Here is a 12772-nt window from a genome sequence, read left to right as displayed (position 1 = left end):
TCTATTCTGCGTCCGTCAGGGTCAGGTGAATGGGCTCCAACCCATCTATCCCACCTTCAATTTCATCCCCTGCACCAACCGGCCCTACCCCGGCGGGGGTGCCTGTCAGGATCACGTCGCCGGGGCGCAGGTGATAGAAACCGGACAGGTGGCAGATGATCTCATCAATTTTCCAGATCAACTCATGCAAAGTCGCGTCCTGCCGAACCTCGGCGTTGACGCTCAGGTGAATGCGCTTGCTGTCCTCTGGCGACCATTCGGCGGCACGGGTCAAAGGCGCAAAGACAGCACCGTTCTCCACATCCTTGCCCAGATCCCAAGGGCGCTGTTTGTTGCGTTCGCGGATCTGAAGATCGCGACGGGTCATATCCAGCGCGCAGCCATAACCATATACCGCTTCCCACGCCTCTGCAGGGGCGGCGCGGAACACGCGGCGACCGATGGCGACGGCCAGTTCCATCTCGTGGTGGTAATTTTCGGTCCCCGGCGGGTATGGCACGCTCGCTCCGGTCAGAATGGCGTTTGCGGACGACTTGGTGAAATAGAACGGTGCCTCACGATCTACCTCGTGGCCCATTTCAGCGGCATGCGCCGCATAGTTGCGCCCAACGCAGAAAATCCGACCGATGGGATAGGTCGCCTGTTCGCCGACCACGGGGATCGAGATTGGTTCGGGTAGAGAAAACAGATGCGGCATGAGGATCCCCTGAGTGTTGCGCAGCGCAGCTTATCGTCTGGCACGCAACTGGCAAGACGTAGCGATGCGCCGGTTCACGCCGACATTTGCGGCGAGATCAGGCGCAAAGCCGCCCAATTTCTACCGCGGCGCATCTGGGCGTATGAATCCCTTGGAAACAGGTAAAATCGCGCTAGATCGCGTTTTGGATTTGAGAATTGATGGCGCCCCCACCACCTGCCCGGCACAGAAGTACTGCCGGAAAGATCAATACGACTGAAGTGACCTGAAGATACCTCTTGCGGACGCCTCAACATGTCGGCATTGGGACGTGAACGTATCGGAGACGGCAGGCGAAGACACCCATCCCCCTGGGAGTTTCGCCCGTGTTAGACCCTGTTTCTGGGCTGACGCGCCCTCCGACACGTGGGCCGGGCCGTCGGGTAAGACGACACGCAACGGCCTTGGGCCAGGCACAGAATCCAACCCGGGTCTGGCCACCCCGCCGGAGAATTCCCCCTACCTTCTCCGGCGGGGTTTTAGCTCAGCGGCTCACTCTTTGAAGTTTTTCAGCTCGTTGAGGATATCCAGAAGCGTTTCGTGCTTTTCGGGACCAAGATGCGCGCGCATGCGATCGGCCTGTTGAACAATGCCCGTTAGGTTGTCCTGAATGATCTGTTCCCCCTTCGCGGTGATCTCGACAATCTGACGTCGTCGATCCTTGGGGTGACAGCGGCGCTTGATCAGGCCCTTGTCTTCCAGTTTTTGCAGGATGCGCGTCAGGCTGGGCAACAACAGGCATGCCCGTTCCGAGATATCAGTCGGTTCGCTTGCACCTTCTTCTTTCAACAAGCGCAGCACGCGCCATTGCTGCTCGGTTACCCCGGCATCAATCAGCAATTTGCGAATAGGACCCATCACCCGTTCACGGGCGCGCAACAACGCGATGGGAAGGGATCGCGACACCAAGGGGAGTTGATCGGACATGCTGAATCATTACTGAAAAAGCAGAAGGCCTCAAGCCACCTAGAGAGGAAAGACCTATAAGACACTGATAAATATCAATTTAAAGCCACTAGTAGCAAACTACACCCGCATCGCCTCGGCAGCTTTTGCATATCCACCCGAAGCCCCATCCACGAAATGAACGTGATCGTCCCGCATGGCTGAAGGGACAAAGCAGGTCATCATCGCCTCGTCCTGAACATGCAATCCATAGCGGATTTTGCCGCGACCGCGGGCTTCATCCAGCATACGCTGGAGGCGGTCCAACGTGGCAGGGTCACAGTCCAGCGTCATTTTCAGGCCATCGTCGAATTTGCGGTAGTCTGCATTTTGGCTGACCATACGCCGATAGTGGCCGGGTTCGAACTGCCCCAACCGCTTGCCCGTCAGAAATAACAGGGCAATCAACAGGTTCTGACCAAGCAATTTCAGCTTTTGCGCAAACAGATTGCCCCCTGCGCGCGAGACATGAGCATCCAGCCCAACATCCGGCGGTGGCCATGTCATCGGAGGTCCGTTTTCCGGAACTGGATGCCCCGAACGATCCAGTTCTGCGGCCATGGTGACAACAGATTGCGCCAGATCCGCAAAATCCCGCTCTGTCGCCTGGGCCGTCGGCTGCACCACAACCGAGACGATCTGGCCATGCTGCGCAGGGCTGTTGGACCAGCGGCAGGACAGGCCGTCCAGGTTTGGCTGCGCGTTGGGCGCGGCAGGCGCGACCGAATAGTGCCCGGATTTCATCTGCGCCTCGGCCCAGGCCAGCCCTCCGCCCGCGAACATGGCATAGTCCACCCCGGTGGACGGAGCATAGCGCGCGACCCTCAGGTCTTTCCCGGCTTTGCGCAGTTCCGCCACCGGAACGAGGGCAGCGCGCAAAGGCATCTCAAACTCCTCTTCGGCCCAGCGCCGCAGGGTTGCCAACGCCCCCGCTGCTATATCGGCCGCACTGGGGGGCACGGCAAAGCCAGCCCCATCGCCACCAAAGACATAAGGGAAAGGCTTGTTTTCCAAAGCGTTGATCATGGCCGAGATCACCGCAGCACCGACCATGTTGACGGTTTTGTACCGTCCCTGGGCGATCTGCGCGGTCGAATCCACAATGTCGGCAACACCCACAACCCAATCGTCCGGAACCGAGGCAAACTGCGCCGGGTCCGACAGAAGGGTGAAATCGCGCCAAAGCGGCAGGGACTCGTAAAAATCTGAATGGAGGTCTTTCATCGTCCCCCCTTTGTTCCAATTGGAGGTAAAGCTAGCCCGAATGTGATCGCTGTCCTCCCCTTGCAACATAGTACACGTGCTTGTGCGTTTTGCCACGGCGTGCCAATCAGGGCGGTGGAAATGCGCAGGAAAGGGCCGTTCATGCAGGCAGGTTTGGTTGTACTATGTCTGGCTTATGTCCTGAGCCAGTTTTTTCGCGCGTTCCTTGCCGTTCTCAGCCTTGATCTGGCGCGTGATATCGGGGCTTCGCCCGAGGATCTGGCCTTTGCCTCGGGCCTCTGGTTTCTGGTCTTTGCCGCAATGCAGCTCCCAGTGGGCTGGGCGCTGGACCGGATTGGACCACGGCTCAGCGCATCCGTCTTGCTGCTGATCGGTGGGGCCGGAGGGGCGCTTGTTTTTGCCGCCGCCACCAGCCCGCTGCATGTCAGCATTGCGATGGCCCTGATCGGTGTCGGCTGTTCACCGGTTCTGATGGCCTCGTACTTCATTTTTGCGCGCGAGTTCCCTCCGGCCCGGTTCGCCACGCTGGCGGCGCTGATGCTGGGCGTCGGGTCGGTTGGCAATCTGGTCGCGTCTTATCCAACGGCGCTGGCTGTCGAGCTGATGGGCTGGCGCGCCACGATGGTTGGGCTGGCGGTTCTGTCCGCCGCAATCGCCTTGGGCATCTGGTTCAGCGTGCGTGATCCGAAAAAGGTCGAGACCGACCACAAAGGATCTTTGCTGGACTTGCTGAAAGAGCCTGCCTTGTGGCTCATCCTGCCCTTGATGCTGGTCGCGTACGCTCCGGCGGCGGCATTGCGCGGGCTTTGGGCGGGGCCATACCTGAACGACGTGTTCAGCCTGAACACCACGCAGATCGGTACGGCCACGTTGGTGATGGGAACCGCGATGATCGCGGGGACATTTGTTTATGGCCCGCTAGATCGTCTTCTGGGCACTCGCAAATGGGTGATTGTCGGTGGCAATGTCCTCTGTGCGGTCGCGCTTGGGCTTTTGTGCCTGTGGGTGGAAAATGCCGTCTGGGTGTCGGTTGTGATGTTGTCGCTGATCGGGTTTCTGGGCGCGAGCTTTCCAGTCATCATGGCGCATGGCCGAGCCTTCATCCCGCCGCATCTGACTGGGCGCGGCGTGACCTTACTGAACCTTTTCGGCATCGGCGGCGTAGGGCTTGCGCAATTTGCCACCGGGCAAATTCACGCCGCCTATGCGGGCTCAAGCCCCACGGCCCCCTACTCGGCGATATTCGGCTTTTTCGCGGTGACCCTTGCCATTGGATGCGTGATCTATCTATTCAGCCGGGATAGCGTCGACTGACGCAACGATCAGGAGAGCCCGGTGAAAGACCCCGTCGTCATTGCCCCCAATCTAAAACGCAGGCTTTCGGGCGTGACGGCAACGATTGCTCGGCTGGTCCCTTTGCAGGCGCAACAGATCGACATCGCCGCCACCGGGCCGGGGCTGCCCGCCGACATTCCGCATATCCCGCTGGGCCGCCTGCCCTTCCTGTCCCGTCGCACGCTGCGGGTCTGGCACGCGCGCCGCAATACCGAGATGTTGCTGGGCCTGATCCTGCGCAATGTGTTCCGGTTGAAACTGAAACTGCTGTTCACCAGTGCCTCGCAACGGGCGCATACGGGCTATACCAAATGGCTGATCGACAAGATGGATGCGATTGTCGCGACCTCGCGCAAGACCGCAGGCTATCTGGAGCGGGACGCGCAGGTGATCATGCATGGCATCAACCTGGGCGATTTTACCCCGCCCGAGGACAAAGCCGCCCTTCGCGCACGGCTGGGGCTACCGGATGGCCTGCTGCTGGGCTGCTACGGACGCATCCGGCACCAAAAAGGCACGGACGCGTTCGTCGACGCCATGATTGATCTGTGCGCGCGGTCCCAGGACGTCTCGGGCATCGTCATGGGCCGCGCGACTGAAAAACACACGGGTTTTCTGGCCGAGCAAAAAAACAAGGTCGCCAAGGCAGGCCTGTCGGATCGTATCCTATTCATGCCCGAGGTGACGGTCGATCAGATTGCCGAATGGTATCAGGTGCTGGACCTGTTCATCGCCCCCCAACGGTGGGAGGGCTTCGGCCTCACCCCGCTTGAGGCGATGGCCTGCGGCGTGCCCGTTGTCGCAACCGATGTCGGGGCGTTTTCCGAGATCGTGACCGACCCGTCGCTGGGCCGGGTGGTGGCCCCGGGTGACATCCCGGCACTGGCCAATGCGGCGGCAGAAATGCTGGAAAACCGTGATTCCCTATCCCAGGCCGGACAGGCCGCCCGCACCCATGTCGAGCAGAATTTCGACATTCAGGGCGAGGCACAGACGCTGGTTGCCCTTTATGAGCGTCTTCTGAGCGAATGAAGCGCCTCAATTCGGCGTCATTAGTCGAAATACCCGCCGAAAGCCCTTTTTTCTTCGCTGCAACGCGGCTATGAACGCGCGTCCTTAACTTTGGAGACATGAAATGGGCTATCGCGTCGTCGTCGTCGGCGCCACAGGTAATGTGGGCCGCGAAATGCTGAACATCCTGGCGGAACGCCAGTTCCCCGTGGACGAAATTGCCGTGCTGGCAAGCCGTCGTTCGCTGGGTACTGAGGTGACATTTGGCGACAAGACACTCACGACCAAAGACCTGGACACCTTTGATTTCACCGGCTGGGATATGGCCCTGTTCGCTGTAGGCTCTGCCGCGACCAAGGATTATGCACCCAAGGCCGCTGCGGCGGGCTGCGTGGTGATCGACAACTCGTCGCTCTATCGCTACGACCCCGAGATCCCGCTGATCGTGCCCGAGTGCAACCCGCAGGCGATCCACGACTACAAGAACAAGAACATCATCGCCAACCCCAACTGCTCGACCGCGCAGATGGTCGTCGCGCTGAAGCCGCTGCATGACCGCGCCAAGATCAAACGCGTTGTTGTCTCGACCTATCAGTCGGTGTCCGGTGCGGGCAAAGAGGGCATGGACGAGCTGTGGGAACAGACCAAAGCCGTCTACAACCCGATCAACGAGGTTGAGCCGAAGAAGTTCCAGAAACAGATCGCGTTCAACGTCATCCCTCAAATCGACGTCTTCATGGAAGACGGCTCGACCAAGGAAGAGTGGAAGATGGTTGTCGAAACCAAGAAGATCGTCGATCCGTCGATCAAGGTCACGGCCACCTGCGTTCGCGTGCCCGTGTTCGTTGGCCACTCCGAGGCCGTGAACATCGAGTTCGAGGAATTCCTGGACGAAGACGAAGCGCGCGATATCCTGCGCGAAGCGCCAGGCATCATGGTGATCGACAAGCGTGAGGCCGGCGGCTACGTCTCGCCCACCGAATGCGTTGGTGATTTCGCAACCTTCATCAGCCGCATCCGTCAGGACTCGACCGTTGAAAACGGTATCAACCTGTGGTGCGTCTCGGACAACCTGCGCAAAGGTGCCGCCCTGAACGCGGTTCAGATCGCCGAGCTTTTGGGCCGTGAGGTTCTGAAAAAGGGCTGACGTCTGAATTGATATTCTTCGCAAGGGGCCGTTTCGTCAGAAGCGGCCCTTTTTCTTTGCGTGTGCTCAGCCATGATCCCGTTCAATACAAAGGACAGACACAACAATCCGTGCTAAGTTGCGTTCATAGCCTTAAGAAAACCATCCAAAGGGTTTCACGATGCGCATTTTCTCTGTTCCTTTCATAATACTCGCCACTCTTTCTCCGCTGTCCGCGACATCACAAGAGATAGCCGATACGATCTATTCCGGCGGTCCCATTCTGACGATCAATGATGAGCAGCCCTCGGCCGAGGCCGTGGCGGTCCGCGATGGCCGCATTCTGGCGGTTGGATCGCTTGCCGATATGGCCGCGCATCAAGGCGATGGGACCACAGTATTCGATCTTGCAGGCCGAGCAATGTTGCCTGGATTTGTCGACAGCCACGGGCACGTCGTGATGGGCGGGCTGCAAGCCTTGTCGGCCAACATGCTGGCACCTCCGGACGGAGAGGTGACAGACATCGCCAGCCTGCAGGCCACTCTGACAGCCTGGGCCGAGGCAAATGCCGAAGCCGTGGAAAACGCGAACATGATCATTGGCTTTGGGTATGACAATGCGCAACTGGCCGAATTGCGGCATCCCACGCGCGAGGATCTGGACGCCGTATCCACCACCATACCCGTTGTGATCATCCACCAATCCGGACATTTGGGTGTTGGCAACTCAAAGGCACTGCAACTTGCGGGCATCACTGCCGAATCCGAGGCACCACCAGGCGGCGTTATCCAGCGGGATGAAAACGGAGAACCCAACGGCGTACTAGAGGAATACGCGTTTTTCGCTTTGTTAGTGCCTCTTCTTGGCGATCTGGGCGAAGAGGGCTTGGCTGAATTTGCCCGTGCTGGCAGCGCGCTTTGGGCGCGGTTCGGATACACCACCGGGCAAGAAGGCCGATCATCCGGTGAGATCGTCGAGGTGCTGAAAAAGGTTGGGGCCAATGGCGAACTGCCCATTGACGTGGTTGCCTTTCCCGACGTTCTGGAGGCACAAGACTACATCGGCAGCAATGTCTCAGAGGATTACACGAACAGGGTCCGCGTGGGCGGCTGCAAGCTGACCATTGATGGCTCACCCCAGGGTTTCACGGCGCTGCGCGACCGTCCCTACTACGATCCGGTTGGCTCTTACCCCGCAGGCTATGCCGGCTATTCCGCGATCACGATGGAGCAGCTTCAGGGCGCGGTGAACTGGTGCTATGAGAACGGCATTCAGATCCTGGTGCATTCCAATGGCGAAGGCGCATCGGATATGCTGATCGCCGCTCTGGAAGAAGCTCAAATGAAATACGGCGACCCCGGAAACCGCCCGGTTCTGATCCATGGCCAGTTTCTGCGCGAGGATCAGGTCGCCAGTTTCAAGCGCTTGGGCGTTTTCCCATCTGTCTTTCCCATGCACACGTTTTATTGGGGAGACTGGCATCGCGACCATACCGTCGGCCCGATCAACGGTGAGAATATCTCGCCGACCGGATGGATACGAGAGCGTGAAATGATGTTCGGAACGCATCACGATGCGCCGGTCGCCTTGCCCGACAGCATGCGTGTTCTGGCCGCGACAGTGACGCGACGTACCCGGTCAGGCGACATACTTGGCCCGCATCAACGTGTCGATGTTATGACCGCCCTCAAGGCCATGACGATTTGGCCCGCATGGCAGCATTTCGAAGAGGATCAGAAGGGCTCAATCGAAGTTGGCAAGGTCGCCGACTTCGTCATCCTTTCGGACGCTCCGACAGCGGTGGACCCGGAAACTTTGGCCGAGCTTCAGGTTCTGGTGACCGTGAAGAACAATACAGTTGTCTACGAAGCTAAAGAAGGCATCCGAGAAGGAAAGCTGGACGTCTCACCCTTTTCTAACGATCCGGTTGTTGCACATACCTTCCTGCACGCGATTTATCAGGGGATGAAAGTCGAACAGCCTTGGCTGGCGACGGAACCAAAACGCAATTAAAGGGCGTTTCCGAGGGCAGGGCTATCCCTGCCCTTCCACCAAAACCTTGAGGTTCATCAGACCACGCTCATAGTCTGGGCCTAGCCACCGGTCCATCATTACCCCCATCCAACGAGACATCGGGTTCATGCCAAACTCGGATTCGAAGCCCCATGTAACCTGCGTCTGATCCCCATCGGGCTGCAAGAGGAAGGCGGCCGAGGCTGTTCCCATCGGGCCAAAATCAAGCGCGGTCTGGACGCTTTGGTTTTCGACGCTCGCCAAGATTTTTTGTGATCCGGTGCCGACCTGCGGGTCGTCAGAGCTCCAGTTCAAAATATTCCCCACCCCCGACTCTGGCCCGGAATAGGTCAGCTTGGTCTCGGGGTCCCGGTGCAACCAAGGTGACCAATGCTCGGTCTGCTGCATCGAGTTTACATATGGAAAGATCGCGTCAGGCGCGGCGTTGATCGTGATGCTACGGGACACATCAGCTTTTGAGGGCAGCAGGTACGCAATGCCGACCAGTGCCAGTACAAGAACGATCAGGCCAAGAAAAACGCGTTTAATCAATTTCATAATATGCTCCAAAAGGAAATTCCTTTGCCGGGAGCATATCATAGAAAATTGGACGGAACCGCCGCTTACCGCGACATTGGCACGTCAGACCGGAACAAACTTTTTCTGATAGGGATCGAAACACTCCAACCCGCCCGCACCGATATCTGTCCAAAGCCCGTGCAGGCTGAGCGTATCGTTCTTGACCGCGTCGGAAACAAACGGGAAGGTCATCAGGTTTTCCAGCGACGCAACAACGGCCTGACGTTCAAACTGGCGGGCCTGCTCGACGCCATCCTCGATATCCGCGACCTGTTCATACTTGGGCTTGAGGATATCCATCCAACGGCCAACAAAGCTCTCTTTTGCTTCCAGCTGCGGGGCTTCCCCTTTGCACATGTCTATGCAGCCCTGCACCCCACCGCATTGCGAATGACCAAGCACGATCAGATGCGCCACTTTCAACGCGGTCACAGCATATTCGATGGCTGCACTGGTCCCGTGGTGATCCCCATCCGGCGCGTAAGGCGGCACAAGGTTGGCAATGTTGCGGTGAATGAAGAACTCACCCTGATCGGCACCGAAGATCGCGGTCACATGAACGCGGCTGTCGCAACAGCAAATCACCATCGCACGGGGGCGCTGCCCCTCATCCGCCAAACGCCGATACCAGACCTGATTTTCGGAATAGGTCGTCGCTTTCCAGCCGTGATACCGTTTCACCAGATAGGTCGGCAAAGGTTTGGCTAAATCCATTTCGGCATTCCCGTCTTTCGTTTCGTAGGCTGCTGTAAACCGAATTCAAGAAAAATTCGAGCCATTATCCAAATTCATCGCAAGGTTTTGCAAAGGAATTGACAGCAAGGATCAATGCCACGCCGTGGGGGCGACTAAACTAGGGTGAATGTGGTGGAAAACGTACTCAGGCTTGAACACAAGGAAACCGTGCGACTGGATCCGGATCGCCTCAGCGGGCTGTACCGGCAATTGGGCGACAAGAACGCGCTGGACGTGCTGTGCCGCACGGTCGAGGAACTGGCTGTGCGCTTATCGAATTGCGAACGGCACTGGCGGCAACGCGATTGGGAGGCATTGCGCAAATGCTCCAAGTCGCTGGTGGCAATCGCCGATCAGATCGGAATGACGGCGCTGGCGCGGGTTGCCGGCGATGTCACCGGTGCCGTCGATGCGGGCGATGCGGTTGCAGCAGGTGCAACGCTGGCGCGGTTGATCCGGGTTGGAGAGCGCTCTCTGACCGCGATTTGGGATCAGCAGGACCTTTCGGTTTGATGGGGGTTGCGGGCACGCCGTAGGCGGATAGTCTGGTCGCAAATTCACTCAGCCCGAGACACCTATGACCCTCAGCTTTGCTCAACCCTCTGGCAACTCTGTGCCCCTGCATGTGGTGGCGCAACCTGATCTGGACGATTGGCTGGTCAGTCAGTCCGATCACATCCGACATTGGGTAACGGCAAACGGGTTCAAAGGCGCGCTGGGCCAGGTCCTGACTGTGCCAAGCACGGACGGCAGCCCGGGGTTTGCGCTGGCCGGATACGGGACCCAGGACAAGCGCGCCCGCAAGCGGTTCCCTCTGGCCGCTGCGGCGGATGCGCTGCCAGAAGGCAGCTACCACATCGCGGCAGGCGTCCCGGCGGAGCGTCTGGAGATGGAGTGTCTGGGCTGGTTACTGACCGGTTACGCCTTTGATCGTTATGCACCTCAATCCGCCGCCAAGGCGCGTCTGGTTGCTCCTGAGGGGGTTGATGCCGCGCGGATGGAAGTACTGGCAAATGCCGAGACACTGACCCGCGATCTGGTCAACACGCCAGCCTCCGATATGGGGCCGGATCAACTGCAAGCGGCTGCCGAGGCGTTGGCGGACGAATTCGGAGCCACCTGCAAAACGATCACTGGCGACGCGTTGCTGGAGCAGAACTTCCCGATGATCCACACGGTCGGACGAGCCGCAGATCAGGCCCCGCGCCTGATCGAGATGAATTGGGGCGCGACCGGACCGACGCTGACGCTTGTCGGCAAGGGTGTGTGTTTCGATACCGGCGGGCTAAACCTGAAACCGGGCGCGTCGATGGGTCTGATGAAAAAAGACATGGGCGGGGCTGCAAATGTACTGGGCCTTGCCCGGATTATCATGGCGCTGAACCTGCCGCTGCAACTGCGAGTGCTGATCCCGGCAGTCGAGAATGCGGTCGCAGGCAACGCCTTCAGGCCAGGGGATATCCTGACCTCTCGCAAGGGCCTGACCGTCGAGATCAACAACACCGATGCCGAGGGGCGCTTGGTTCTGGCCGATGCGCTGGCGCTGGCGGATGAGGGGAAACCGGATCTCGTGATCTCGATGGCAACTCTGACCGGCGCGGCGCGCGTGGCCGTGGGGCCCGATCTGGCGCCGTTCTACACCGATGATGATCGCGCCGCTGGGGCGCTGAGCAAAGCTGCCGCCCAAGCCGCTGATCCGGTCTGGCGCATGCCTTTCCATACGCCCTATGAGGCGATGATCGAACCCGGCATCGCCGATCTGGACAACGCGCCCTCGGGCGGTTTTGCAGGCTCCATCACCGCAGCTCTGTTCCTGCGCCGCTTTGTTGAAGACAGCAATTACATGCATTTCGACATCTATTCCTGGCAGCCCAGCAAGCAACCGGGTCGCAGCAAGGGAGGTCTGGGGCAAGGCCCACGCGCCCTACTGACCGCACTGCCCGAGATCTTGGGCCTATGACCCAGCTTCGCGTCTTGGACCCGGTCGTTGACCTGCTGCGCAGCCCTGATGGCCCGCGCGATCGTCAGTTGCTGTTCGGAGACACAGTACAGCTTGCAGAGCAGAAAAACGGGTGGAGTCGTATCAAGGCTGACAAGGATGGCTATGTCGGATGGGTTCGCTCGGCCCAATTGGGGCCGCAACAGACCACGACCCACAGGATTGTTGCACCTGCCACGCATGCCTATGAGCAGGCGGATATGAAAACCCGCGATCTGGCCTCGCTGAGTTTTGGCAGCTCCGTACGCGCCCTCTCCCAAACGGATAGGTTTGTTGAAACTGAGCTGGGTTTCATCCCAAAAGTCCACACGGCCCCGATTGCCGAATTGAACCGTGATCCTGTCACTGTGGCTGAGTTGTTTCTTGGCACTCCCTATCTGTGGGGCGGCAACAGTCGGTTCGGAATCGACTGTTCGGGGCTGGTTCAGGCGGGGTTACTGGCTTGCGGTATCCCCTGTCCCGGCGACAGCGGCGATCAGGAAATGGCCCTTGGTATCACTCTGCCCGAAGGATCAGAGGCCAAACGCGGCGATCTGTTGTTTTGGAAAGGCCATGTCGCATGGGTTTCCGGGCCGAATATGCTGTTGCATGCCAACGCGCATCACATGGCAGTCGCGTATGAATCCTTGGATCACGCCATCACGCGCATTCAGGCGCAGGGCGACGGGCCTGTGACGGCCCATAAAAGGCTCTAATCCGGGGAAACTGAGCGGATCAGCTTGCGCTCCAGCACCCTCAGAACGGTGCGCAGGTCATGGCCGCGTTTCAGAATCCGTCCGTCCATCCCCACAACGGAATACATCCCCTGCTTTTGGCGCAAACGAGGGTGTTTCTCGATCCGATAAATGGGATGCTCGGCGGTCCGTCGGAAGATCGAAAAAATCGCCATGTCGCGCAGGTTGGAAATTCCGTAGTCCCGCCATTCTCCGGCGGCAACCATCTTACCATAGACGGACAGGATATGGGACATCTCGCGCCGGTCGAACGCGACGGGCATCTGGGCCGAGTTTGTAGGGAACCGGCTAGGAGGCTGCATATTCATGCCCCAAGCCTTGCCGGAAATCGCGG

At 59.1% G+C, this 12772-nt stretch carries 13 protein-coding genes; 7 read left to right on the top strand and 6 right to left on the bottom strand.

Annotated elements, in window-relative coordinates:
• Position 1: 1 nt before the first annotated feature.
• From ACXAH8_RS07150 to ACXAH8_RS07140, 3 genes are all read right to left on the bottom strand, one after another.
• Complete coding sequence (locus ACXAH8_RS07150; protein ID WP_475217198.1) at positions 2-697, bottom strand: fumarylacetoacetate hydrolase family protein; 696 nt, start codon at positions 695-697, stop codon at positions 2-4.
• A gap of 531 nt (positions 698-1228) precedes the next feature.
• On the bottom strand, positions 1229-1663 hold the full coding sequence (gene hpaR / locus ACXAH8_RS07145; RefSeq protein WP_170380277.1) for a homoprotocatechuate degradation operon regulator HpaR: 435 nt from the start codon (positions 1661-1663) through the stop codon (positions 1229-1231).
• A gap of 99 nt (positions 1664-1762) precedes the next feature.
• Positions 1763-2905 (bottom strand): DUF3095 domain-containing protein, encoded by a 1143-nt coding sequence (locus tag ACXAH8_RS07140; RefSeq protein ID WP_475217196.1) that lies wholly within the window; start codon positions 2903-2905, stop codon positions 1763-1765.
• A 141-nt stretch (positions 2906-3046) separates the two neighbouring features.
• Between ACXAH8_RS07140 and ACXAH8_RS07135 the strand changes: the two genes are divergently transcribed.
• From ACXAH8_RS07135 to ACXAH8_RS07120, 4 genes are all read left to right on the top strand, one after another.
• Positions 3047-4219 carry an MFS transporter gene (locus tag ACXAH8_RS07135; RefSeq protein WP_475217195.1) on the top strand — a complete coding sequence of 391 codons (1173 nt, stop codon included), beginning with the start codon at positions 3047-3049 and terminating at the stop codon, positions 4217-4219.
• Between the two features lie 21 nt (positions 4220-4240).
• Positions 4241-5272, top strand: a complete 1032-nt coding sequence (locus ACXAH8_RS07130; protein ID WP_475217193.1) for a glycosyltransferase family 4 protein — start codon at positions 4241-4243, stop codon at positions 5270-5272.
• Between the two features lie 103 nt (positions 5273-5375).
• Positions 5376-6398: an aspartate-semialdehyde dehydrogenase gene (locus tag ACXAH8_RS07125; protein ID WP_170380274.1), complete on the top strand. Its 1023-nt coding sequence runs from the start codon at positions 5376-5378 to the stop codon at positions 6396-6398.
• Positions 6399-6558: 160 nt separating this feature from the next.
• Positions 6559-8391, top strand: a complete 1833-nt coding sequence (locus tag ACXAH8_RS07120) for an amidohydrolase (RefSeq protein ID WP_475217191.1) — start codon at positions 6559-6561, stop codon at positions 8389-8391.
• Positions 8392-8412: 21 nt separating this feature from the next.
• Here the strand turns inward: ACXAH8_RS07120 and ACXAH8_RS07115 are convergent, their stop codons facing one another.
• Together ACXAH8_RS07115 and ACXAH8_RS07110 are read right to left on the bottom strand one after the other, a co-directional pair.
• Positions 8413-8949, bottom strand: a complete 537-nt coding sequence (locus ACXAH8_RS07115) for an SRPBCC family protein (RefSeq protein ID WP_475217189.1) — start codon at positions 8947-8949, stop codon at positions 8413-8415.
• Positions 8950-9033: 84 nt separating this feature from the next.
• On the bottom strand, positions 9034-9684 hold the full coding sequence (locus ACXAH8_RS07110) for a carbonic anhydrase (RefSeq protein WP_170380271.1): 651 nt from the start codon (positions 9682-9684) through the stop codon (positions 9034-9036).
• Between the two features lie 153 nt (positions 9685-9837).
• Between ACXAH8_RS07110 and ACXAH8_RS07105 the strand changes: the two genes are divergently transcribed.
• From ACXAH8_RS07105 to ACXAH8_RS07095, 3 genes are all read left to right on the top strand, one after another.
• Positions 9838-10218, top strand: coding sequence for a hypothetical protein (locus ACXAH8_RS07105; protein WP_475217187.1), 381 nt, complete (start codon positions 9838-9840; stop codon positions 10216-10218).
• A gap of 64 nt (positions 10219-10282) precedes the next feature.
• Positions 10283-11665: a leucyl aminopeptidase family protein gene (locus ACXAH8_RS07100; protein ID WP_475217185.1), complete on the top strand. Its 1383-nt coding sequence runs from the start codon at positions 10283-10285 to the stop codon at positions 11663-11665.
• Entirely contained in the window at positions 11662-12399 is a 738-nt protein-coding gene (locus ACXAH8_RS07095) for a C40 family peptidase (protein ID WP_475217184.1), read from the top strand. The genes ACXAH8_RS07100 and ACXAH8_RS07095 overlap by 4 nt, the downstream gene beginning before the upstream one ends.
• Here the strand turns inward: ACXAH8_RS07095 and ACXAH8_RS07090 are convergent.
• Positions 12396-12746 carry a DUF2794 domain-containing protein gene (locus ACXAH8_RS07090; RefSeq protein ID WP_170380289.1) on the bottom strand — a complete coding sequence of 117 codons (351 nt, stop codon included), beginning with the start codon at positions 12744-12746 and terminating at the stop codon, positions 12396-12398. The genes ACXAH8_RS07095 and ACXAH8_RS07090 overlap by 4 nt on opposite strands.
• Positions 12747-12772 lie beyond the last annotated feature (26 nt).

The sequence above is a fragment of the Ruegeria sp. ABV3_008 genome, assembly GCF_056161185.1.
Note: the sequence above shows the minus strand (reverse complement) of the source record. Positions and strands in the feature narration are given on the sequence as shown.

Bases quoted from the DNA above. Each gene is read 5' to 3' on its own strand.
- ACXAH8_RS07150 (WP_475217198.1), bottom strand. From the start codon at position 697: ATGCCGCATCTGTTTTCTCTACCCGAACCAATCTCGATCCCCGTGGTC.
- hpaR (WP_170380277.1), bottom strand. From the start codon at position 1,663: ATGTCCGATCAACTCCCCTTGGTGTCGCGATCCCTTCCCATCGCGTTG.
- ACXAH8_RS07140 (WP_475217196.1), bottom strand. From the start codon at position 2,905: ATGAAAGACCTCCATTCAGATTTTTACGAGTCCCTGCCGCTTTGGCGC.
- ACXAH8_RS07135 (WP_475217195.1), top strand. From the start codon at position 3,047: ATGCAGGCAGGTTTGGTTGTACTATGTCTGGCTTATGTCCTGAGCCAG.
- ACXAH8_RS07125 (WP_170380274.1), top strand. From the start codon at position 5,376: ATGGGCTATCGCGTCGTCGTCGTCGGCGCCACAGGTAATGTGGGCCGC.
- ACXAH8_RS07120 (WP_475217191.1), top strand. From the start codon at position 6,559: ATGCGCATTTTCTCTGTTCCTTTCATAATACTCGCCACTCTTTCTCCG.
- ACXAH8_RS07115 (WP_475217189.1), bottom strand. From the start codon at position 8,949: ATGAAATTGATTAAACGCGTTTTTCTTGGCCTGATCGTTCTTGTACTG.
- ACXAH8_RS07110 (WP_170380271.1), bottom strand. From the start codon at position 9,684: ATGGATTTAGCCAAACCTTTGCCGACCTATCTGGTGAAACGGTATCAC.
- ACXAH8_RS07100 (WP_475217185.1), top strand. From the start codon at position 10,283: ATGACCCTCAGCTTTGCTCAACCCTCTGGCAACTCTGTGCCCCTGCAT.
- ACXAH8_RS07095 (WP_475217184.1), top strand. From the start codon at position 11,662: ATGACCCAGCTTCGCGTCTTGGACCCGGTCGTTGACCTGCTGCGCAGC.
- ACXAH8_RS07090 (WP_170380289.1), bottom strand. From the start codon at position 12,746: ATGAATATGCAGCCTCCTAGCCGGTTCCCTACAAACTCGGCCCAGATG.